This window comes from Solibacillus daqui (assembly GCF_028747805.1).
Lineage (GTDB): Bacteria > Bacillota > Bacilli > Bacillales_A > Planococcaceae > Solibacillus > Solibacillus daqui.
In genome coordinates this window covers 2,790,768-2,815,720 of the sequence record NZ_CP114887.1, presented here as the reverse complement: position 1 = coordinate 2,815,720, position 24,953 = coordinate 2,790,768, and the positions used below count along the sequence as shown (strand labels likewise).

The following is a 24,953-nucleotide window of genomic DNA, read 5'->3' as shown; positions in this document are numbered from 1 at the left end:
GGCGATTGTTTATTGAAATTTAAGGAATGAAAACTCAATTATATAGTAGATGATAACAAGGTACGGTTTTTTGCCGTGCCTTGTTTTATCACATAAATGCTTCTGATTTTACATAATGATGAAATATGACATAATACATACATAGAAATATATTTTCCTATTGTTAGAAAGCTAGGACATTATCAATTTTTGTAATTTACCTAGTATTCTCACAATATTGAAATATAATATTTTAAAACAACGAAGTAACGTCGTGCAGTCAATATATTTGATAAAACGAATAGAATCTTGTAAGATTGTTGCTTGAATAGGGGTGAACCGAATTGTTTAAATTTAATGATGAAAAAGGCAATTTAAAATGCTCTTTTTGTGGTAAGCCACAAGAACAAGTTCGAAAGCTGGTTGCAGGGCCAGGTGTATATATTTGTGATGAATGTATCGAATTATGCTCAGAAATTGTAGTCGAGGAGTTAGGGATTGAGGAAGAAATCGAATTCCAAGATATTCCAAAACCTAAAGAGATTTTAAATATTTTAGGTGAATATGTAATCGGTCAAGAGCGTGCAAAAAAAGCATTAGCAGTTGCTGTTTATAATCACTATAAACGCATTAATTCAAATTCAAAAATTGATGATGTGGAATTATCAAAATCAAATATCGTTTTAATCGGTCCAACGGGAAGTGGTAAAACATTACTAGCCCAAACGTTAGCACGTATTTTAAACGTGCCATTTGCTATTGCAGATGCAACGAGCCTAACAGAAGCTGGTTACGTTGGTGAAGACGTAGAAAATATCTTACTAAAATTAATCCAAGCAGCAGATTACGATATTGAACGTGCTGAAAAAGGGATTATTTATATCGATGAAATCGACAAAGTAGCACGTAAATCTGAAAACCCATCGATTACACGCGATGTTTCAGGTGAAGGTGTGCAACAAGCATTACTAAAAATTCTAGAAGGTACAGTTGCAAGCGTTCCTCCACAAGGTGGCCGAAAGCACCCACACCAAGAGTTTTTACAAATCGATACTTCGAACATCCTATTTATCGTAGGTGGTGCGTTTGACGGTATTGATACGATTATTAAACGTCGTCAAGGTGAGAAAGTAATCGGCTTTGGTACAAACCCAAATAAGGGGAATGATGAAGATGGTTCATTAATGTCTCAATTAATTCCTGAAGACTTATTAAAATTTGGTTTAATTCCAGAGTTTATCGGACGTTTACCAGTGTTAGCTACATTGGAACAGTTAGATGTAGATGCATTAGTTCAAATCTTAACAGAGCCGAAAAATGCGTTAGCTAAACAATACCAAAAAATGTTGGAACTTGATCATGTAGAGCTTGAATTCGAGGAAGAAGCGTTAGTTGAAATTGCAAAATTAGCTATCGAACGTAAAACAGGTGCTCGTGGCTTACGCTCAATTATTGAAGCGACAATGCTAGATGTAATGTTTGAACTACCATCTCGTGAAGATATTAAAAAATGTATCATTACAGCAGAAACAATTCGCGACAAAGTAGAGCCAAAGCTATTATTAGAAGACGGCACAATCTATACAAAAGATGATAACGAAAAAACAACAGCTTAATTGCTGAAGTTATCCAATGATGTAGCTGACTTTGACTTCATAAACAAGTCCAAAGTCAGCTTTTTCTAACAAAAGAAAATACATATCGGCAATAAATTGGAATATTAAACTTAATTCAAGCGAATATTTAACTCGCTGAATTAAGATAACTGCTGGCTGATGTCCCAGATTTTTTGAAGAACATTTTTTAATAACTCGGAAAAAATTGAGACTACGTATAGCAAAGCTTAATTGATGAAAAACTAACACATACTACAAATGCGGGTTTTTTTAAAGATTTGGATGGAGGTGAATACCCGCGTGACAAACAAATTAACGAATATGCCAGTTTTACCTTTAAGAGGTCTTTTAGTATACCCAACGATGGTTTTACATATTGACGTGGGACGTGAGCGCTCAATCGCTGCACTAGAACATGCAATGTTAGGGGACAGCACAATTTTTTTAGTAACACAAAAAGATTTACGTGTAGAATCTCCTGTAAAATCAGACTTATTTGAAATGGGTACATTAGTCAAAGTGAAGCAGATGCTAAAATTACCAAACGGTACATTACGTATTTTAGTGGAAGGCTTACACCGAGCAAAAATGCTACGTTACGTAGAATCTGACAAATTTACAATTGCCGATTTAGAACTTTTCGAGGACGAAGATTATAAAGATTCTGAAACGGAAGCATTAATGCGAACAGTGCTAACATACTTCGAAAAATATGCAAAATCATCGAATAAAATTACGACTGAAACGATTGAATCGGTATTAGATATTGAAGAGCCTGGGCGTTTAGCAGATGTAATTGCGTCACATTTGCCGTTTAAAATTAGTGAAAAGCAAGAAGTATTAGCGATTACAAATATTAAAAAACGTTTAGATCATTTAATGATCCGTCTACATGATGAGCAAGAAATTTTAAATTTAGAAAAGAAAATTAGCTCAAAAGTAAAGCAAGCGATGGAGCGTACGCAAAAAGAATACTATCTACGCGAACAAATGAAAGCGATTCAAACAGAACTTGGTGATCGCGAAGGCAAAACAGGTGAAATTTCAGAGCTACGTAAAAAGATCGAAGCTGCAGACATGCCAGAATCAACACAAAAAGTGGCGTATAAAGAATTAGATCGTTATGAAAAGTTGCCAGCAGCAAGTGCAGAGAGCGGTGTTATTCGTAATTATATTGAATGGCTAGTATCGATTCCCTGGAGCGAAAAAACAGAAGACCGTATTGATATTGGTATTGCAGAGGAAATTTTGAACCGCGATCATGATGGATTAGAAAAAGTGAAAGAGCGTGTGTTAGAATATTTATCTGTGCGTCAATTAATGAATTCATTGCGTGGTCCGATTCTTTGTTTAGCGGGACCTCCAGGTGTTGGTAAAACAAGTTTAGCGCGATCAATTGCTGAAAGTTTAGATCGTAAATTTGTCCGCATTTCACTTGGTGGCGTGCGTGATGAATCAGAAATTCGTGGTCACCGTCGTACTTATGTTGGAGCGATGCCAGGTCGTATTATTCAAGGGATGAAAAAAGCGGGTACTACAAACCCTGTATTTTTACTTGATGAAATCGATAAAATGTCGAATGATTTCCGTGGAGACCCATCAGCAGCGATGCTTGAAGTATTAGATCCTGAACAAAACGGTACATTCAGCGATCACTACATCGAAGAGCCATATAATTTACATGATGTTTTATTCATCGCAACAGCGAATGATTTAAGTACAATTCCAGGGCCGCTTCTTGACCGTATGGAAGTGATTAATATTGCAGGCTATACAGAGTATGAGAAGATGGAAATTACGAAAAACCATTTAGTTCCGAAGCAAATGAAGGAACATGGTTTAAAAAAGGCACAATTTTTAATGAAGGAAGAAGCAATTACTGATTTAATTCGTTACTATACGCGTGAAGCAGGTGTGCGTGGCTTAGAACGCCAAGTTGCAACGGTTTGCCGTAAAGCTGCGAAGATAATTGTTTCTGGTGATAAGAAAAAAGTAACCGTGTCTTCAAAAGTCTTAGTTGATATGCTAGGAAAACACCGCTTCCGTTACGGTCAAGCCGAAACGGAAAATCAAATTGGTGTAGCAACAGGTTTAGCTTACACAACAGTTGGTGGCGATACACTTCAAATTGAGGTTTCGTTAGCGCCTGGTAAAGGAAAGTTAGTATTAACAGGGAAGCTTGGTGATGTGATGAAGGAGTCTGCTCAAATCGCACTATCTTATGTCCGTACACTTACGAACGATTTAGGCATAGATGCAGATTATTTCGAGCAGCATGATTTTCATATTCACGTTCCAGAAGGTGCTGTACCAAAAGATGGTCCTTCTGCAGGTATTACGATGACGACAGCAATTGTTTCAGCGATAACTGGTAAAGCAATTAAGCGCGAGGTAGGTATGACAGGTGAAGTAACGCTTCGTGGTCGCGTATTACCAATTGGTGGTCTTAAAGAAAAATCGTTAAGTGCGCATCGTGCAGGACTATCGACGATTATTATTCCGAAAGACAATGAGCGCGATATTGATGATATTCCTGAAACAGTTCGTGAGCAGCTCACATTTAAACTAGTGTCACAAGCTGAAGAAGTTCTAGCTATTGCACTAGATGGAGGTTTTAAAAAGTAATGAAAGTCCACAACGTTGAAATGATCGGAAGTTTTGTCCGAGAAGAACAGTTCCCAGAAGATGGGTTACCTGAGTTTGCGTTAGCGGGTCGTTCGAATGTCGGCAAATCTTCGTTCATTAATCGTATGATTGGCCGTAAAGCGATGGCACGTATTTCGTCAAAGCCGGGTAAAACGCAACAGTTAAACTTCTATCGAATTGAAGAACAATTGTATTTCGTTGATGTACCAGGCTATGGTTATGCGAAAGTGTCAAAAACTGAACGTGCTGCATGGGGGAAAATGATTGAAAAGTACTTCATGGGTCGCGAACAGCTAAGAGCGGTTGTGCTAATCGTCGATATCCGCCACAATCCAACAAACGATGACCAAATGATGTATGATTTTTTAAAGCATTATAACATTCCGGTAATTGTTGTTGCGACGAAGGCAGATAAAATCCCTAAAGGTAAATGGGATAAACACAAAAAGAATGTCCGTGAAGTATTACAAATGGAAAAGGAAGATCCATTATTCGTTTTCTCTTCAGAAAAAGGTCTTGGTTTCGAGCAAGCTTGGGCTGAAATCGAAGGACGTATGTAAGAATGAAAAAGCAATCTCATGTTTGTCTGTGAGATTGCTTTTTTATTGGGAAAATTCAATAATATTCCCAATAAACAAATCAAAATGACTTGATATTTAATATGGACTGTCGATAAAAGGTGTAGGGAGGTGCTACATATGGATATTGCAGCATTAGCGATGTCGATGAAACAAGCACAATTAATGCAAAATGTTTCATTGGCTGTAACAAAAAAAGCGATGGAATTTCAAGAACAATCTACCGAGCAAGTACTTGAAATTTTAGATGCTCCACACCCAACTTCTGGTCATGCAATTGACGTATCGGTTTAAAATGTTTGACCAAAATTAAAAACGCTCATTATTTTTTTGTTTAATACAGGGGATAGTTCATTTGAGCTTTACAAATTATACAAATATTACGAGCGTTTTGTTACGAATTTTGATTAATAGATGATGAATGAATTTATTTTGATAAAATTATTATGTAGAAGTAACTTAAGGGAGGCGGAACAATTGCTAAAAAAATGGGCAACAGTATTACTAGCAATTATTATTGCTTTAGCAATGTTTCCAACAGGACAGCAAGCTGAGGCAGCAACTACATATACATTTGTAAAGGCGCAATATAGTGAAACGGAAAATAAAGATGGTAGTGTAACACGTACACTAAAGAGTATTTCATTACAAAAGAGCAATGGTACTACAGGGGTTTTCCAAGTAGCTGCAAATAGCATTTACTACATAAATAATACGCTAACAACGATTGCTGGCTTCAAAAATGGCATGCCAGTAACGATTAAATTATCGAATGGTAAAATTAAAGAAATGCGTGGCACAACGAATATTGAAGATGGTTCGATTGTATCGAATAGTAAGCAGCTTTCAGGTAGCGTGACATCGGTTGACCCAAATGGCTTACAAATTCGTGTAAAGGTTGATGGTTCTTCAACAAAAACCTTTGTTGTAACGAACAATACGGAAGTGTTTAAAGATAATTCTTCAGTTGATATAAGTACCATTTATGTTGGGGATCGTGTTCGTCTCAAGTTTGAAACGGCAACTACATCTCGCGTGTCGGAAATTCATATTATTTCAACTGCGGTAATGGTAGAAGATTTGTATAAGGCAAATTTAAACACAGTCAATACTACGAAAAATACAATGGTCGTTAAAAATGCGCATCCACTGTTGAATTGGCGTTTCGGCACAGAAGATACGATAGCGCAGCAAACATTCACATTGACGAATAATACATCGATTTATGTAGGCAACAAAAAGATTTCAAAATCAAAATTAATAAACTATAAAAATAGTGATTTATATTTTGTAACGAAAAAGCAATTTAGTAAAGAAGTAGTCGACAAAATTATTGTGTTAGCTAAAAATGAGCGTACCTATTATCAGCCGATTGAATATGTATCATTGGATGTTAATACCATTTCATTAAAAAACGTATCAAAGGTTCAATATCATGACGGTTCGATTTTAATTCGAAATGGCCGTTTAGTAGAACCAGAGGGATTAATTGCGTTAAATACAGAGCAAACACCTATCTCTACAACTGCCTTTGTACTGACAGATGGTGCAACGAAGAACGATTATGCACATATCGTCAATATTACAAATGATGGCTTCTTAGCGCCAAATTTATCGAAATACGGTCTATACTTTGCACGTATTGATGTAGCAGATATGGGCGCATATCAATTAGAATTAACAGATATTGAGCGCTTTAATAATCATTTCTGGAAAACAGATAAGTCAAATGCGCAGTTTGCATTTAGTAATTCAACAGTTGCGTCTGAATTAGATGGTTCTTCAAATTTCAAAGTCATTCCTGAATTAGATTTAGATTTGTATGATAACTATACAAACTCGCCAAACCCATACTACGGTTATTTCTATGAGAAGGACGGTCATATACAAGGTATTCACTTTGTTCCTGGTGAGAAGTTAGCGACATTAACCTTAACTGGTCGTGTCGATGACATTAACTATAATACGAAAAAAATGTCAGTGAAAAATAGTAGTCAGTGGAATAAGGATGGGTCATGGAGCTTCCGATATGGGGCATTAACATTGGATTTATCGAAAACGATGATTGTCAAAAATGGTAAAGTCATTACAATCAATGATATTAAAAAATCAGATCATATTACGGCAATTGCTCGTTCAACATCTGATGTTTATGTCTTAATGGTAAGCGAATAAGTAAGATGGCATGCGAGGGAAATACTCGCATGCCAATCAATGTTTTTAGAGAAAGTTAAAAATAGAAGTACATAGAGAGATGAGGGATGTATGAGTGAACAAGCAATTTAAATTTATTTTTTCAGCAGCCTTCTCATGCTTGCTGATGTTAGTGCTGATGGTGCCGCAAAAGAGTTCAGCACAGTCATTGGATTTTACTGGTGGCATTAAAAATGAATACGATTACGAAGAATATATTTTTTTAACGGGTAAACCAATTAAATTTACAGGCACTAATAAAGATGTATCGGTCACAATAAAAGAAAATAAAGGGAAGTTAACTGAAACTTATAAATTAACGTTAACTGGACCAAATGGCGAAAAGCTTACGCGTAACTATGCTTATACATATGATGTAACAAACTACGATCAAATTGGTCAAAGTACTGCAACAGGTAGCGTTACGAAATTTACTGAGAAAATTGTAGCTAATAACCGCACGTATACATTAGCGGACTACCAGCTTTCAGACAGTGCAGTAACAGATAAGCGCCCTGCTTCAGATTATTATGCAGGCAATGCGATTGCACGCAAAACGTATACATCGGTTGGTAGTGGGAAAAAGGCACAACCAGAAGAAATTACGATTCATATTAATAGCCGAGATGAAGGCTATGAAAACTTCTGGGGTTCAGCTGAGACACAAATAACAGATTATGAAATCTATTTCGCAGATGGAAAAATCGGAACTGTAAAAAATAAAATTTCAACTGCGAAATCTCGCGTATTAGAGTACAACGAAAGTGATGCAAGCTTATCGAGCTTTAAAGGCAATTACAAAACGATTAGCTCGGCGGATACATTATCAGAATATGAATATGATTTACCTGATGCTAGTGGAAAGGTAGCACTTGAAATCGAGTATATGCCAAAAATTGAGATGCTAAAGATACCTAAGTTCCGTGACCTTTCATCAAGCTGGGCACGTGAATCAATTGAAAAGCTTTATTCGTTAGGAATTTTAGATGATCAATCGAATTTCTATTCTCCAAATACACCAGAGGAACGCTATAATTTTGCGATTGCCATTGGTAAAGCGATTGATATTCGTGTATTAGAAGAAAAGAAAACTAAGACTAAGACGGCAACTACGATTTTTAAAGATGTCAAGCGCTCAATGAAAGATTATAACTACTTAGAGGCGGCAGTTAAAAAAGGTGTCATTTTCGGGATTACTCCGCAAACATTTGAACCAGATGGCTATTTAACACGTGAACAAGCAGCGACGATTTTAGTGCGTGCATTAGGACTTGAAGGGAAAGCTCCAGATCCAAATTATGCAACTGAGTACAAGGATGATTACAAAATCTCAGACTATGCTCGTGATTCGATTTATGTAGCGACAGAAATAGGGCTACTGCAGGGGGATGATGGTTACTTCTATCCGAAAAGTACGTTAACGCGTGCCGAGTCAGCAGCTATTATTGAGCGCTTCTTACGTTATTTAGAAACAGATTTAAAAGAAAACTATCGCGACAACATTTTGTTCTACAATTAGGGGAGTGCTAATATGAAAAATATAAAAAAATATATGGCGCTAGTAGTAATTTGTGTACTGATTCTTTCAACGGCGTTACCATTTAGTGCGTCACCAGTTGAGGCGGCGGCTAACACGAAAATCTCGGATGTTTCAACGAACAATCCGAAGTATACTGCGATTAAATGGGCAGTGGATAATAATTATTTGGACTTGTTTCCAGGAAATAAATTTGACGGAGGTTATTCTGTAAAAGAATGGCAGCTACTTCATTTTATTTCAAAATTAGATGAGAATTTTCATCTTGATTTAAAGGGTAAGTCAGAGCGAGAAATGCAAGAGATTTTATATAATTATTATGGTAATTTAAATATCCCATTAAATGGTGTTGCTAATGCAAACAAACGTACATCACCAGTAAATAGAGGGCAATTTGCTCGAATTTATGCGGCGGCGAACGGATTAGATTTATCAGAGGTTCAAGCTGTTCGTTATTTATATATGAATGAAATTACAGCAGGTACAACAGGAAAGAAAACCTTTGAGGACTATGTATCGGGGAATACGCTGAAACGCGGTGATTTTGCTGTATTTATGTATCGTATTTATAAGCAAGGGAAGCTATCAATCGAAGGGCTAACATCATCACCAACAGGTAAAGACAATAATAAAATTACACTGCCTCCAAACTTTGTAACATCTAAAGATAATTCGGTAACGATTCCATCTAAGCCAGGTTCAAGCACAGATGACAAGGAAAAACGTCCGGATGTTTATAAGGCAGTAAAAAGTATTAACGTAGCAAAAGAAGAATTAATTGCCAATGGTGTAGATTCTACACTTATTACAATTGATTTGCGTGACAGTTATGGCAATGACATTCCTTATGATGAATCTTTAGCATTTAAAGTAGCATCACAAGCAAAAGCGAAAATTTCTGAAACGAATACAAGTACTAGTGGTGAAGCGAGCGTTGTTTACACGGATGGTCCATTTTTAAACGTTTATGTAACCGCACCAGCCTTAACAAAATCAATTGTTGATACGATTAGCTTTGAAATGGTTAACCCAGCAGACAAATATTACACATATAAAAATCAAGTAATTAAAACGTCTGTTCGTTACATTCCAAGGCCAGAATTACGTGTTACGTATCAAGTATTTGACCCAGAGCAAAAAGATTGGAATGGCGGCAACGTTGATCCAGGATCTAAGCCATTACCAGCGCTGCCTCAAGGGAAGGTAGGTACAATAACAGTTCCTTTTACAGTGAATGGAGAAATTACAGTAACGGATTATGATGTTGATACGAAATTAATGACAGGTTCAAAATGGGAAACCTACACAAACGAACAAGGTGTTTTAACGCAAGGTGACGTCGAATCTGATGAAATTCAATATGGAAATGCTGAATTAAAGTTAGAAGGTCAAATCATTTCCGTTTGGTTATTTGAACAAATTTTAGATTATATGATTTATGGCGCAGATAAAGACTCTGATTGGGGAGGCGTAGGCACTGCAAAAGTGATGTATACACTAAATAGTGAAGGCCGTGCCACATATGATTTACAAGGCGTTATTGGTAAAGAATATTTAGATCAATTTGAGAGCAAAGTACACGCCGTTATTATTTATTTAATTAAAGAATTTTTACCTCCTGCTGATGATATTACATTAGCCCATGCTGAAACGGTAAAAGTGATTCAAGCAATGTATGAACGATTAGGTCAAGTGGATAAAAACTTATTGCAGAAGGAACAAGCAGACTTAATCGGTAAATTACTAGGTGCCATTGCCAAAATAGATGTGTTACTTGCAGGGCAAGAATTGGAACAGCGTCCAGAAGGCATGGATCGTTATACGAAAATAATTGTAAACCTTGTTGCACCAGGTGGGGTCATCATTACCGATTATTACGGAACGGTCGAAGTGACGTATAACGGTAAATCGAAGCTTGTGTCATTCGATACAAACACAAAAGACTACAATACCGGCACAGGTAGCCCAGGCTCGGCCGTTGTATTCTTCGATGATATTATTTATGGCAAATCAGAGGTCAAGGTACGTTTGGTTGACTTAGATCCACGTTACGATAAAGTGATAGGTTCATTGAAAGGGCAAACCATTTCAGCACCAATTTTTGCAAACCCTCGATATGAAAATAATTTATGTTCACTAGAATCTGAAGTAATGTTTGTAGTCGATCATTCAGGTTCGATGAATAAAGTGGATCCTGCCAACGCAACAAGAGGCAAAATAAAGCAAACAGTGAAGCAAGTGAATGCAAATCCAACGCATGTGTATCGTTTTAACACACGAGCAACCTTTGAAGCACAAGGTAAGGCAGAGGAAGTCGCTAATATGGAAAGCTTGTTAGATCAAAAGCGCTCGGGCGGTACAAATTTAATCGCTTCGTTGAATACGGCATTAAATAACTTCACAACCAATGAGTTTACGAATAAAGCAATTGTTTTAATTACAGACGGTTATTCAAATACAAATGGCTTAGATGAAGTGCTTCGAAAAGCAAATGCACAAGGAATTGCGATTCATACTGTTTCCGTTGGCTCGTACAAGCAAGTGAACGAAAAGCTGTTAAAAGATATCGCATCTGAAACAAAAGGTACTTACCAAAATATTGTAGAGATTGAGAATTTACATGGTGCTTTACAATCGATTATTAATTCGATTTTATGTAAAACACCTGTTAGCAATAATAGCTGCTTAGTTGGGGATACATTATTCAATAATACGGATGTACGAATTGAACCAACAAAAGTAACGTTGATTGCGGATGTTAATACAAGCTGTACAGATGTAAAAGGTGTGCGTGTTATTTTCCATTCACCAAGCGGTAACACACAATATGACTTACCGTCGCGTGGATCTTCACGGTATATGCACCGTCCAAATTTATATGAATTCCCAGAGTTTGATCTCTACACAGAAGTGGAATTCCAAGCGTTAGATGCTTCTGGAAATGTTATCACTACTAAAATTCATAATATGTAAAAATATTGGCTACACTAAAAGGAAACTTTTGGTGTAGCTTTTTTCTGAGTCGAACGCATTGAATTATTAAGAGAACTTTGGTAAACTTACATTAGAATTATTCTAATTAAGTGTGTTACATTTTATTCATAGCATGTTCACAATATTTACGTGAATTATGTTGGAAATATGATACAATAAGCTTTGTGAATTAGAACGTGTGAGGTGTGGGGGATTCATGCATACATTGGTAGTAGGCTTGAATTATAAAACAGCGCCAGTCGAAATCCGAGAGAAATTATCATTTATCGAATCTGATATTCCGAATGCGATGGAAGCGCTACAAAATCAAAAAAGTATATTAGAAAATGTAATTATCTCTACATGTAATCGTACAGAAATTTATGCGGTTGTAGATCAATTACATACAGGCCGTCATTATATAAAGCAATTTTTAGCGAACTGGTTTAACATCCCAATGGAACAATTTGAGGATCACTTATTCATTCGTGAGGAGGAAGCATCGCTAGATCATTTATTCCGTGTAATTGCGGGGATTGATTCGATGGTGTTAGGTGAAACCCAAATTTTAGGTCAAGTGAAAAAAAGTTTCTTAAAAGGTCAAGAATTAGGGACAACGGGAACTATTTATAATCACTTATTTAAACAAGCTGTAACGTTTGCCAAGCGTGCTCATAGTGAAACTGCGATCGGAGAAAATGCCGTATCTGTTTCGTATGCAGCAGTTGAGTTAGCCAAGAAGATTTTCGGTTCATTACAAAACAAGCATGTCGCGATTTTAGGTGCTGGTAAAATGGGTGAGCTAGCGATTCAAAATCTTCATGGTAATGGCGTTGGGAAAGTAACAGTAATTAACCGTACTTTTGAAAAGGCACAAAATTTAGCATCCAAATTTGATGGTGATGCTAAGGCAATGAATGAATTACAATGTACGCTACTTGAGGCGGATATTTTAATCAGCTCAACAGGTGCGACTGACTATGTCATTGATTACGATTTAATGAAGGACGTCGCGAAATTCCGTAAAGGCGACCCGTTATTTATGGTAGATATTGCGGTACCACGTGATTTAGATCCAAAAATTAGCGACGTACCAAATGTTTTCTTATATGATATCGATGATTTACAAGGAATTGTACAAGCCAATTTAGCAGAGCGAGAACGTGCAGCAAATGAAATTATGACAATGATTCAAAACGAAATTGTTGAATTTAAAGATTGGTTTAAAACGTTGGGTGTAGTACCAGTTATTTCAGCATTACGTAAGAAAGCGGCATCGATTCAAGAAGAAACGATGATGAGTATTGAAAACAAAATGCCTGATTTAACAGAGCGTGAGCGAAAAATTTTAAATAAACATACGAAATCGATTATTAATCAATTATTAAAAAATCCTATTTTACAGGCGAAAGAATTGGCCAATTCAAATGAAGCAGCGGTACAGCTTTTATTATTCCAACAAATTTTTGGGATTGAAGAAGATGTGGAACATGAAGTGCAACAAATGCAACAAAAGGCACAGCAAGATGAACAGCTTCAAGAGGCAAATTTTGAGCCACGTTTGTCTTATTAATAGAACGCTTCGCCAATAGAAATCTGGCCATATTGACGTACTTTCTTCAAATAAAACATAAGCGTTTTCGTATCTATATGGTAAAATTATAGATAGCGAAAACGCTTTTTCATATATGTTTTAGGACATTCTATGATTGGTCGTTTTTATTGTAGATTATCAAGTATAAAATTTTGGAAGTCTACATTAGAAATGATAGTAATTCGCACGATTTAGTGTGGAAGATGTTTCTCTAAACATAACTAGAAATGGGTTATTGGAGCAAATTTCAAATAGGGGATTGAGCTTATGACAGATTTAGTTATGGCAAGATTATATGAGCTCATAATTGTTCTCTATGCGCTCAGTATCGTGCTATATTTTATTGATTATTTATATAAAAATGTGAAATGTAGGCGTGTTGCATTTTGGTTTGTTTCGATTGTTTGGGTATTGCAAACGATTTATTTAGTCTTGTTTGTCATAGAGACGAAACGTTTCCCGATATTATCGCTCTATGAAGGTGTCTTTATCTATGCATGGCTACTTACAATGTTGTCAATCGTCCTACACTGCATTGTCCGTGTTGATCTGCCGGTGTTCTTTATAAATGTATTGAGTTTTGTTTTTATGTCGATTCATTTAATTGCACCACAGTCAGCACAACAAATAGTTGGAGAAGCGCTAATTTCTGAAATGCTACTTATTCATATTAGCTTTGCGATTGTTTCTTATGCGGCATTTTCTGTGGCGTTTATCTTTGCCATTCTGTATTTGATTTTGTATCGCATATTAAAGCAAAAGAAATGGAACAATTTATGGTCGCGCTTGCCGAATTTACAGCAAACGATGAGTTGGATTAATTATTCAACAATTATTGGTGTTCCTTTATTATTAATTAGTTTAATTTTAGGGTTGGAATGGGCATTTTTAACGTTAGAAGGTATTTCAATTTTTGATGTGAAAATTATTGGCTCATTTGTTGTGTCAGTCGTGTACTTAATTATTTTTGTATTGCACCGTAAAGGCACATTAATAGGTACGATGTATGCACGCGTACATATTTATTTATTTTTACTTGTTGTCGTAAATTTCTTTCTCGGCAGCAAACTATCGAATTTCCATCTATGGGTATAACAGAAAGGTCGGAATAACTTGAGAAAAATTATTGTAGGTTCACGTAAAAGTAAATTAGCATTAACGCAAACAAACTGGTTTATTAACGAATTAAAAGCAGCTGGTGTACCGTTTGAATTTGAAATTAAAGAAATCGTTACAAAAGGCGACCGTATTTTAGATGTTCAGCTTTCAAAAGTTGGTGGTAAAGGCTTATTCGTAAAAGAAATTGAGCAAGCATTATATGATAAAGAAATCGATTTCGCGGTGCATTCAATGAAGGACATGCCTGCTGTATTACCGGAAGGCTTAGTGATTGGCTGTATTCCACCACGTGAAGATGCTCGTGATGCATTCATTTCAAAAAATCATGTAAAATTTGCTGATTTACCAGAAGGCGCAGTTGTTGGTACAAGCTCGTTACGCCGTTCAGCACAGCTTCTCACAGTACGACCAGACTTAACTATTAAATGGATACGTGGAAATGTAGATACACGTTTAAATAAACTTGAAACAGAAGACTATGATGCGATTATTTTAGCAGCAGCAGGTCTTAAACGTCTTGGATGGAGCGATGAAGTCGTAACAGAGTACTTAGATACGAATATCTGCCTACCAGCAGTAGCACAAGGCTCATTAGGAATCGAGTGCCGTGCAGATGATGCAGAGTTACTTGAGCAATTGTCAAAATTAACAGATGCACCTACTTGGAAAACAGCTAATGCAGAGCGAGCGTTCTTAGCGGCTATGGATGGGGGTTGCCAAGTACCAATCGCAGGGTATGCAACAGTTGATGAGGACACAATTACATTAACTGGTTTAGTCGCAGCACCTGATGCTTCTGTAAGCTATAAAGAAACGTTAACAGGTACGGATGCGGATGTATTAGGTAAACAAGTAGCAGCAAAACTAACAGAACAAGGTGCCTTTGATTTAATTCAAAAAGTAAAGGCTGAGCTTGATGTTGAGTAAAGCACTTGCTAACAAAACAATTTTTTTAACGGGCTCAAGTGTTGTCATGTCTGTCAAAGAACGCATTACACAGCATGGCGGTCAAGTTTATTGTTATCCGTTAATTGAAACAGTTGAAAAAGAGACGAAAGAAGATCAAATTTATTTATGTAATTTGACAGCGTATAATTGGCTTATTTTTACGAGTCAAAATGCGGTTAAGTATTTTGTAAACAAACTTGAACGCGCTCTAACAACATTGTCGAGTACGATTAAAATTGCGGCTGTCGGTGAAAAGACAGCGGCCTTACTGAAAAAGCATGGCTATCCGATTCACTTTATACCGACTGTTTATAGTGCCGATGTGTTTATTAAAGAATTTCAGTTACAGTCAAATGAACGTGCTTTATTTGTACGGGGCTCTATGGCAAAAAGCACTATTCGTGATGGCACAGGCGCAGATGAATGGACGGTCTATGAAACGCATGCTCATCAGCGGTACGTAGAGGATTTGAAAGAAAGAATACGAAATGTACCAAATCCAGTCGTTATTTTTGCTAGCCCATCCGCAGTAGATGTGTATGCAAATGAAGTGGCTACCTCTATTTCATGGGATCAAGTAAAAATAGCCTCTATTGGTCATATAACAACGGCGGCACTAGAAAAATATGGTATTACACCAAGTGTTCAGCCTAAAATCTATACTATGCAAGCAGTCATTGAACAGCTTATTGTGGAGGAATCATCAACATGACAGAACTTTATTTTCAACGTCACCGCCGTTTACGTCAAACATCGGCGATGCGTGCATTAGTAAAAGAAACATACTTACACAAAGAAGATTTGATTTATCCCTTATTCATTATTGAAGGCGAAAATATTAAAAACGAAGTAAGCTCAATGCCAGGTGTGTTTCAATTATCACTAGACAATTTAGCTACTGAAGTAGATGAAATTGTTGAGCTAGGCATTCAAGCAGTATTATTATTTGGAATTCCAGCTGAAAAGGATGCGGTTGGTTCAGGTGCATACCATGAACACGGTATCGTTCAAAAAGCAACGCGATTAATTAAAGAATTACACCCTGAGTTATTAGTAATTGCTGACACTTGCTTATGCGAGTTCACAGATCATGGACATTGTGGAGTTGTTGAAAACCAACAAATTTTAAATGATCCTTCATTGAATTTATTAGCGCAAACTGCTATTTCTCAAGCGGAAGCAGGGGCTGATATTATTGCTCCTTCTAACATGATGGACGGCTTCGTAGCAGCCATTCGTGCTGGGTTAGATGCAGCTGGTTTTGAACATATTCCTGTTATGTCTTATGCGGTAAAATATGCGTCAAGCTACTACGGACCGTTTCGTGAAGCTGCAGAAGGTGCACCGAAATTTGGTGATCGTAAAACATATCAAATGGACCCATCAAACCGTATGGAAGCCATTCGCGAAGCAACTTCTGATATTGAAGAAGGCGCGGATTTCTTAATTGTTAAACCGGCATTAGCTTACATGGATATTATTCGTGATGTGAAAAATAGCTTCCCTGTTCCGGTCGTTGCGTATAACGTTTCGGGTGAATATTCAATGGTTAAAGCAGCTGCCGGGAATGGCTGGATTGATGAAAAATCCGTTGTACTGGAAACATTATTAGGTATGAAGCGTGCGGGTTCTGACTTAATTATTACTTATCATGCAAAAGACGTTTGCCGTTGGTTGGAGGAAAAATAATATGCGTAGTTATGAAAAATCAAAAGCAGCTTTCGTAGAGGCTGTTGATTTAATGCCGGGTGGAGTAAACTCTCCAGTACGTGCATTCAAATCAGTAAACTTAGACCCAATTTTCATGGAATCAGGTAAAGGTGCAATGATTACAGATATCGATGGCAACGAATACATTGATTACGTATTATCTTGGGGACCACTTATTTTAGGTCACTCAGAGCCAAAAGTTGTACAAGCAATTCAAGAGCAAGCAGCGAAAGCAACTTCTTTTGGTGCACCATCTCTTTCTGAAAATGAATTAGCAAAATTAGTGATGGACCGCGTACCAGGCGTCGAAATGATTCGTTTTGTTTCGTCGGGCACAGAGGCAACGATGTCTGCATTGCGTTTAGCTCGTGGTTATACAGGGCGTGATAAAATCTTAAAATTTGAAGGTTCTTATCATGGACATGGCGATTCGCTATTAATTAAAGCTGGTTCTGGTGTTGCTACTTTAGGTTTACCAGACTCTCCTGGTGTTCCAGCAGATATCGCAAAAAATACATTAACGGTTGCTTACAATGATTTAGAAGCAGCAAAAATTGTCTTTGAAAAATTCGGTTCAGAATTAGCGGCGGTTATCGTTGAGCCAGTAGCAGGTAATATGGGTGTTGTTCCGCCGAAGCCAGAGTTTTTAACCGGCTTACGTGAATTAACGGAAAAACATGGGACGGTATTAATTTTTGATGAGGTTATGACTGGATTCCGTGTAGACTATGGCTGTGCACAAGGTTACTACGGTGTAACACCTGATTTAACAACATTAGGGAAAGTAATCGGTGGTGGTCTTCCGGTAGGAGCGTTTGCAGGTAAACGTGAAATTATGGAAAACATCGCGCCAGCAGGTCCGATTTATCAAGCGGGTACACTTTCCGGTAACCCACTTGCAATGACAGCAGGCCGTGCTACATTAGAGCAATTAACACCAGCTTCTTATGAATATTTCAAAAAGTTAGGTGATCAATTAGAAGAAGGTTTCCGCGCAGCAGCAACGAAATTCAACATTCCACACACAGTAAATCGTGCAGGCTCTATGATTGGTTTCTTCTTCACAAATGAAAACGTAGTTGATTTTGAATCTGCTAAAACATCGGATTTAGCACTTTTTGCGGAGTACTTTAAATTAATGGCGGAGGAAGGAATCTTCTTACCACCATCACAATTTGAAGGTTTATTCCTTTCAACAGCTCACACAGAACAACATATTGCAAAAACAGTTGCTGCTTTCCATACCGTATTTGAGAAATTAGCAAGATAAATTTAAAGACCATTGTTTCGTTTACACAGGAAACAATGGTCTTTTTTTGAGTAAAAACTGATACAGCAAGTTAAACTGGGGAAATGAGGTAAATATTTTTTGCATAGTTGGACAATTATTCATACTTGGTCTATTTATTGCATTTTGGCATAAAGTAAACGGAGGAGGCGGTTTTAATGCAAAAATGGGAGATGAGTGAGGTACTTCGCTTTCCTGAACATTTTGGAACTGTACAGGAAGGCTCTATCATAAAAGTAGAGCCAAATTGGCAAAGTGAAGTGAATGCAGATTCAATCATCGTAAAGGGTGTTTATGTATTAAAAGGTCATATGCACTTTGATTTTAAAGAAAACGAATCGAATTCGAAAGATGGTATTTATATTGAACATCTCGATATTGAAAAGGACGAGGCCTATTTCGAATACGCGTTACCTTTCTCGATCGATGTACCGAATGAGGAAGTGGCGAATATTAAAATTCAGACATTCCAATCGGTTGTAACTGTTAATGAGCGTGGAGAATGTGTTTGTAAGTGGGAAGTGAGCTGTGACCTAGAAAAAGAAGAAGCTGAAAAGAAAATAGAGGTTATCGAACAAGAACAGCCAATTACGGTTGCCCATATCGAACAAGAACATCAAATTACGGTTACGCATGAGGAAAATGAACAGCTTCAGCAAGCACAAAAAATGGTGAAAGCTGCCATCTTAGAATCCTCAGGAATTTCGAATGAAGAAGTTGACTTTTTTGACCAATTAGCGGAAGCCTATAGTGTTGTACAAGTACAGTTAAATGCATCCAAAAAATAAGAAACGAGGCAATAAAGAATAAGACTTATTCTTTATTGCCTTTTTTATTTTGGGGAAATTTAATTAAATGAAATCTGTTAAAAATAAATAACAAAATAAAATCAAAATAAACAATAAGATAATGTCCAAAGTAGTTGGGAAAATAAGAGTGCGAATTGCTTGAAAAACCGTTAATGGAACAATGCAATGTCGCATTAAAAAGCGAAATTTTCTTAGCCAAGGAGGCAATAAATATGGATTATAATTTTTACGCATTTAGAAAACTCCTTTAGGTCAGTATATGTTACAAATAATCATTCCGTGTAAATTGTGATACTTGAAATTTTACGCAAAACATCATAAAATAAAGAATAACTTAATATTTGAAGCGTTGAATAGGAAGAGTACGTAAAGCAACAATGTATTAGAGAGGAAACGGTAGCTGCAAAGTTTCCACATTGTCCTTACAGAAGGTAGCCTAGGAGCTGACTTAGTGAACAGTTAGTAGCTAAGTGCCGGTTAAACACCGTTATCGAATGAAGTGCCGTTTGGGCATAGTAACGCCGCATATTTTGCGAGCGCTTGACTAAACCCGACCGGAATTAAAGGTGGTACCGCGACTTAACTCCCTCGTCCTTTTTTAAAGACGAAGGGAGTTTTTTGATTTCATTGAAAAAGTTTTTTATTAAAAGGAGAGATACACATGACTGAAATGACAATGCCAACTAAGTATGATCCACAGTCAACAGAAGCCGGCCGCTATGAATGGTGGTTAAACGGTAAATTTTTCGAAGCAGACCCAACTAGCGATAAAGAGCCTTATTCAATCGTAATTCCACCGCCAAATGTAACGGGGAAATTACACCTTGGTCACGCATGGGATACAACATTACAAGATATTCTAATCCGTATGAAACGTATGCAAGGTTACGATGCGCTTTGGTTACCAGGTATGGACCATGCAGGAATCGCAACACAGGCAAAAGTAGAACAAAAATTACGTGAAGACGGTATTACACGTTATGATTTAGGTCGTGAAAAATTCCTAGAAAAAACATGGGAATGGAAAGATGAATATGCTTCTCACATTCGCGCGCAATGGTCGAAGTTAGGGTTAGCATTAGACTATTCAAAAGAGCGTTTCACATTAGATGAAGGCTTATCAAAAGCAGTTAATGAAGTATTTGTAAAATTATACGAAAAAGATTTAATTTACCGCGGCGAACGCATCATTAACTGGGACCCAGCTGCAAAAACTGCCCTTTCTGACATTGAAGTTATTCATAAAGAAGTAGAAGGTGCATTCTACCATATGGAATACCCACTTGCTGATGGCTCTGGTGTGTTACGCGTTGCAACAACACGCCCAGAAACAATGTTAGGTGACTCAGGTGTTGCTGTTCACCCAGAAGATGAGCGCTATGCACACTTAGTAGGGAAAACGGTTATTTTACCAATCGTAGGCCGTGAAATTCCAATCGTTGCAGATGATTACGTTGATAAGGACTTCGGTACAGGTGTTGTAAAAATGACACCAGCGCATGACCCGAATGATTTTGAAGTAGGGAACCGTCATAATTTAGAACGTATTTTAATTATGAACGAAGATGGCACAATGAATCAACTTGCTGGAAAATACAATGGCATGGATCGTTTCGAATGCCGTAAGCAAATTGTAGCAGATTTACAAGAAGCGGGCGTACTTGTTGAAATCGAGCCACATGTACACCAAGTAGGTCACTCTGAGCGTACAAACGCAGTAGTAGAGCCATATCTTTCGGCACAATGGTTCGTAAAAATGGGCCCATTAGCTGAAGAAGCATTAGAAATGCAAAAAAATGAAGCAGAAAAAGTAAACTTCGTACCAAACCGTTTCGAAAATACGTATAACCGCTGGATGGAAAACATTCATGATTGGTGTATTTCTCGTCAATTATGGTGGGGTCACCAAATTCCTGCATGGTATCATAACGAAACTGGGGAAATCTACGTAGGTAAAGATGCTCCAGCAGATAAAGAAAACTGGACTCAAGATGAAGACGTGCTTGATACGTGGTTCTCATCTGCATTATGGCCATTCTCTACAATGAACTGGCCAAATGAAGAAGACGCATTATACAAACGTTACTACCCAACAAGCACACTAGTAACTGGCTATGACATTATTTTCTTCTGGGTAAGTCGTATGATCTTCCAAGGGAAAGAATTCACGGGCAAACGTCCATTCCAAGATGTATTAATCCATGGTTTAGTACGTGATGAAGAAGGACGCAAAATGTCTAAATCACTAGGAAATGGTGTAGATCCAATGGAAGTAATCGAGCAATATGGTGCCGATTCTTTACGTTACTTCTTAGCAACTGGTTCTTCACCAGGTCAAGATCTACGTTACTCAACTGAAAAAGTTGAATCTACTTGGAACTTCGTAAATAAAATTTGGAATGCGTCACGCTTTGCTTTAATGAATATGGAAGGCTTAACATTCGAGCAAATCGATTTAACAGGCGACCTTTCTACAGCGGATAAGTGGATTTTAAGTCGCTTAAATGAAACAATCGAGCGTGTTACAACATTATCTGATAAGTACGAGTTCGGTGAAGTAGGCCGTGAGTTATACAACTTCATTTGGGATGATTTCTGTTCTTGGTATATCGAAATGGCGAAATTACCATTATACGGTGAAGATGAAGCAGCAAAATTAACAACGCGTTCTGTACTTGCTTACGTTTTAGACAATACAATGCGCCTGTTACATCCATTAATGCCATTCGTAACAGAAGAAATTTGGCAGCACTTACCGCATGAAGGTGATTCAATTACGGTAGCAGCTTGGCCAATTGTAAACCCTACATTTGATTTCAAAGCGGAAGCGGGCGACATGCAGCTATTAATGGACATTATCCGTTCAGTTCGTAATATCCGTGCAGAAGTAAACACGCCTATGAGCAAAAAAGTAGCAATGACAATTTCAGCAAAAGATGCTGTAACTGCGTCTGTACTTGAAGCAAATAAAGGCTATATCGAAAAATTCTGTAACCCAGATGGCTTAACAATTGGTGCGACACTTGAAGCACCAGCTCAAGCGATGTCAGCGGTTGTTTCAGGCGCAGAAATCTTCATGCCATTAGCAGGCTTAATCAATATTGATGAAGAAATTGCACGTCTTGAAAAAGAGCTGGAAAAATGGGCGAAAGAAGTAAAATTAGTTTCGGGTAAATTATCAAATGAGCGTTTCGTTTCAAAAGCGCCAGAAGCTTTAGTAGCCGGGGAACGTGAAAAACTTGCAGACTACGAAGCAAAATACGAAACAGTAGAAAAACGCATTGCTGAGTTAAAGGCTATGTAATTTTCTTAGAGGTACCGAATTTTCGGTACCTCTTTTCTTTTTTTTCGCTATAATTAAGAATTAATACAATATGCATATACATGTAACTAGGGAGAGAACGACATGTTTCAAACGATGGAGCAGTGCACAGATTTTATTTTTCGCTTAAAGGCAAGTCAGTATAAGGGAGAGCCTTTACAATCAGCACATATTATTTTAGGAGCACTAGGTAATCCACAACATAAAACGAAATTTATTCATTTTGCTGGCTCAAATGGTAAGGGCTCGACACTAAATGCTACTCGTGAAATATTAATGGCACATGGTTTAACAGTAGGTGCTTTTATTTCGCCGCATTTAGAGCGTGCCAACGAGCGCGTAACAATTAACAAGCAGCAAATATTAGACGAGGATTTTTTGCGAATTGCTAATCTTTTGGTAAGGGTCATTGTAGACAAGCTTGATGGGAAGTTTCCAAGCTTTTTTGAATTTATGACACTGTTAGCTATAGTCTATTTTTCTGAACAAAAGTTGGATGTTGCACTTCTTGAAACGGGCATAGGCGGACGTTTAGATTCGACAAACGTCATTATTCCAGAGGTCTCGGTTATTACGACGATTTCATTAGAGCATACCGATATGTTAGGTGACACATATGCACTGATAGCAGCGGAAAAGGCGGGCATTATTAAAGCAGGAAAACCGGTAGTAGTCGGTGTGAAAAATGAGGAAGCTTTGTCGGTCATTAAAGAAACCGCGCATAAGTTACAGGCACCAATTTATACATTAAGTGAGCAATTTTTTGCAAAGTCAAACCAAGTACGTTTTGATTATGTAGGTGAGTTCATGCTAAAAGATGTAGAGCTAGCAATGTTGGGGGAGCATCAAATAGCAAATGCCGCGCTTGCTATTACTGCTACAAAGCTGTTTTTACAAGAGCTGGATGAAGTGAAATTGCGTGACGCATTGAAAAAAGCAAAATGGGAAGGTCGCTTCGAATGGGTACGTAATAATATTGTATTAGATGGTGCTCACAATTCGGAAGGAACAACGGCGCTTATTGAAACATTACAGCAAGTCGTTCCAAACAAAAAATATGTGTTTATTTATGCTGCGCTGCAAGATAAAGATCATGCGCTAAGCATCCAGTTAATGGACCAAGTCGCTTCAGAAATGAATTTCACACAAATTACCTTACCTCGGGCAGCTACAGCAAGGCAGCTTTTTGAACAAAGTAATCATCAACAGAAGTTTGCTAGTGGGAATTGGATGGAGCTAGTTGAGCAAAAAATGGCTCATTTAACAGCTGATGATGTACTTGTCATCACAGGTTCACTGTATTTTATTGCAGAAGTACGTAGTTATTTTTTGTGTAAAGGGTGGTTATAAATGATTCCGTTATTAGATGTTTATAAAGAACGTTGGCAGGTTGCGAGTGATACGGCTATAAAACCAGGCCTAGCCTCGATTGAACAAGCTCTTAAAGTACTCGGAAGTCCTGAAAAGGAGCTAAAGGTCGTGCATTTTGCTGGTACAAATGGGAAAGGATCTACATTAACGTTTGTGGAAGCGATGGCACGTGAATATAGTCTGTCTGTTGGGAAATTTATGTCACCATGTGTTGTTGATGTACACGACCAAATTCAAATAAACGGTGTTAATATTACAGCACAACAACTAGACGCAATCTTTCAACAATTACATGAATGTGGTTTAAGTGGGAAACTAACTGATTTTGAATTATTAACAGTTATCGCATTTGTGTTTTTTAAACAGCAGCATGTTGATTTAGTGCTGATTGAAGCAGGGATGGGCGGGCGTGATGATAGTACAAATGTAGTAAATCCGATAGTTTCAGTTATTACGAGTATTGCACTTGAACATACGAATTTTTTAGGTAATACACTTTCTAGTATAGCCGCACATAAAGCAGGTATTATTAAGCAGGGGCGACCAGTTGTCCTTGGCGAAGTGCCTCAAGAGGTTCAATTTATTTTCGAAAAGGAAGCACAAATAAAAAATACGTCAATTGAGCAGTACGGGCGGGAATTTATTGTGACGTATACAGCGCAAGGCGAAACCTATACTCACGTAAAAAATAGCTTTTCATTTGATCAATTATCACGTCAATTTTTAGGACCACATCAAGGGAAAAACATGGCGCTAGCAATTTCCGCTTTTTTACAAGTGCTTCAAGCATTTGATTTGCCAGTGGAAGCACTAAAAATAAATCAAGCAATCAGCAAAGCAAAATTGTCAGGTCGCTTTGAACAAGTGTTACCAAATGTATATTTTGATGGTGCACATAATCCAGCAAGTATCGAAATGCTTGTACAAACAGTCCATCAACAATTTCCAACGCAAAGGATTGAATTTATCGTTGGTTTATTGGCCGATAAGGATGTAGATACCATTTTGAACATGCTTGAACAAGTTAGTGAGACGTTTTATTTTGTTGATATTGATAATCCACGTGCTATGCCAGCGCAGCAATTACTGGAAAAAAGTAACGTAATTGAAAAATCGATTGTATCAAATGTAGGTACTTTGTTACAAATGCCAACAAAGAATGGAAAAGTACTAATTGTGACGGGTTCACTCTATTTATTGAGCGAGATACGACAAAAACTTACCCTCTTGTGATTAATCAGATGACATCATATCACTAGTTTGCTACTAT

17 protein-coding genes and 1 other annotated feature are annotated in these 24,953 nt (G+C 37.4%); all 17 genes read left to right on the top strand.

The features are described 5' to 3' along the window. Positions 1–323 precede the first annotated feature (323 nt). Complete coding sequence (gene clpX, locus O7776_RS13800) at positions 324–1,595, top strand: ATP-dependent protease ATP-binding subunit ClpX (RefSeq protein WP_274307605.1); 1,272 nt, start codon at positions 324–326, stop codon at positions 1,593–1,595. Between the two features lie 282 nt (positions 1,596–1,877). After that, complete coding sequence (lon, locus tag O7776_RS13795; protein WP_274307604.1) at positions 1,878–4,220, top strand: endopeptidase La; 2,343 nt, start codon at positions 1,878–1,880, stop codon at positions 4,218–4,220. Further along, positions 4,220–4,801, top strand: a complete 582-nt coding sequence (gene yihA, locus O7776_RS13790; RefSeq protein ID WP_274307603.1) for a ribosome biogenesis GTP-binding protein YihA/YsxC — start codon at positions 4,220–4,222, stop codon at positions 4,799–4,801. Before lon ends, yihA begins: the two co-directional genes overlap by 1 nt. Before the next feature lie 138 nt (positions 4,802–4,939). After that, on the top strand, positions 4,940–5,113 hold the full coding sequence (locus O7776_RS13785) for a YjfB family protein (protein ID WP_274307602.1): 174 nt from the start codon (positions 4,940–4,942) through the stop codon (positions 5,111–5,113). A 183-nt stretch (positions 5,114–5,296) separates the two neighbouring features. Beyond that, complete coding sequence (locus O7776_RS13780) at positions 5,297–6,994, top strand: phosphate ABC transporter ATPase (RefSeq protein WP_274307601.1); 1,698 nt, start codon at positions 5,297–5,299, stop codon at positions 6,992–6,994. A 94-nt stretch (positions 6,995–7,088) separates the two neighbouring features. Continuing rightward, the gene (locus tag O7776_RS13775; RefSeq protein ID WP_274307600.1) at positions 7,089–8,531 is read left to right on the top strand and encodes an S-layer homology domain-containing protein; all 1,443 of its coding nucleotides are present in this window, start codon (positions 7,089–7,091) and stop codon (positions 8,529–8,531) included. Between the two features lie 12 nt (positions 8,532–8,543). Beyond that, positions 8,544–11,522, top strand: coding sequence for a VWA domain-containing protein (locus O7776_RS13770; protein ID WP_274307599.1), 2,979 nt, complete (start codon positions 8,544–8,546; stop codon positions 11,520–11,522). Between the two features lie 217 nt (positions 11,523–11,739). After that, a complete protein-coding gene (gene hemA / locus O7776_RS13765) occupies positions 11,740–13,095 on the top strand; it encodes a glutamyl-tRNA reductase (RefSeq protein WP_274307598.1) in 1,356 nt (451 codons plus the stop codon). A gap of 288 nt (positions 13,096–13,383) precedes the next feature. Further along, the gene (gene ccsA / locus O7776_RS13760) at positions 13,384–14,211 is read left to right on the top strand and encodes a cytochrome c biogenesis protein CcsA (RefSeq protein WP_274307597.1); all 828 of its coding nucleotides are present in this window, start codon (positions 13,384–13,386) and stop codon (positions 14,209–14,211) included. An 18-nt stretch (positions 14,212–14,229) separates the two neighbouring features. Then, a complete protein-coding gene (gene hemC / locus O7776_RS13755) occupies positions 14,230–15,162 on the top strand; it encodes a hydroxymethylbilane synthase (protein WP_274307596.1) in 933 nt (310 codons plus the stop codon). After that, the gene (locus tag O7776_RS13750) at positions 15,152–15,895 is read left to right on the top strand and encodes a uroporphyrinogen-III synthase (protein WP_274307595.1); all 744 of its coding nucleotides are present in this window, start codon (positions 15,152–15,154) and stop codon (positions 15,893–15,895) included. Before hemC ends, O7776_RS13750 begins: the two co-directional genes overlap by 11 nt. Beyond that, positions 15,892–16,872 carry a porphobilinogen synthase gene (gene hemB / locus O7776_RS13745; protein ID WP_274307594.1) on the top strand — a complete coding sequence of 327 codons (981 nt, stop codon included), beginning with the start codon at positions 15,892–15,894 and terminating at the stop codon, positions 16,870–16,872. The genes O7776_RS13750 and hemB overlap by 4 nt, the downstream gene beginning before the upstream one ends. A gap of 1 nt (position 16,873) precedes the next feature. After that, positions 16,874–18,163, top strand: coding sequence for a glutamate-1-semialdehyde 2,1-aminomutase (gene hemL / locus O7776_RS13740; RefSeq protein ID WP_274307593.1), 1,290 nt, complete (start codon positions 16,874–16,876; stop codon positions 18,161–18,163). A 176-nt stretch (positions 18,164–18,339) separates the two neighbouring features. Further along, positions 18,340–18,969 carry an alanine racemase gene (locus O7776_RS13735; protein WP_274307592.1) on the top strand — a complete coding sequence of 210 codons (630 nt, stop codon included), beginning with the start codon at positions 18,340–18,342 and terminating at the stop codon, positions 18,967–18,969. A gap of 361 nt (positions 18,970–19,330) precedes the next feature. After that, positions 19,331–19,589 (top strand) — a binding site (T-box leader). 62 nt (positions 19,590–19,651) lie between these two features. Continuing rightward, the gene (locus O7776_RS13725) at positions 19,652–22,294 is read left to right on the top strand and encodes a valine--tRNA ligase (RefSeq protein WP_420802122.1); all 2,643 of its coding nucleotides are present in this window, start codon (positions 19,652–19,654) and stop codon (positions 22,292–22,294) included. A gap of 102 nt (positions 22,295–22,396) precedes the next feature. Next, positions 22,397–23,662 carry a bifunctional folylpolyglutamate synthase/dihydrofolate synthase gene (locus O7776_RS13720; protein ID WP_274307590.1) on the top strand — a complete coding sequence of 422 codons (1,266 nt, stop codon included), beginning with the start codon at positions 22,397–22,399 and terminating at the stop codon, positions 23,660–23,662. Further along, positions 23,663–24,916, top strand: coding sequence for a bifunctional folylpolyglutamate synthase/dihydrofolate synthase (locus O7776_RS13715; protein WP_274307589.1), 1,254 nt, complete (start codon positions 23,663–23,665; stop codon positions 24,914–24,916). It abuts the gene before it with no gap. Positions 24,917–24,953: the final 37 nt, after the last annotated feature.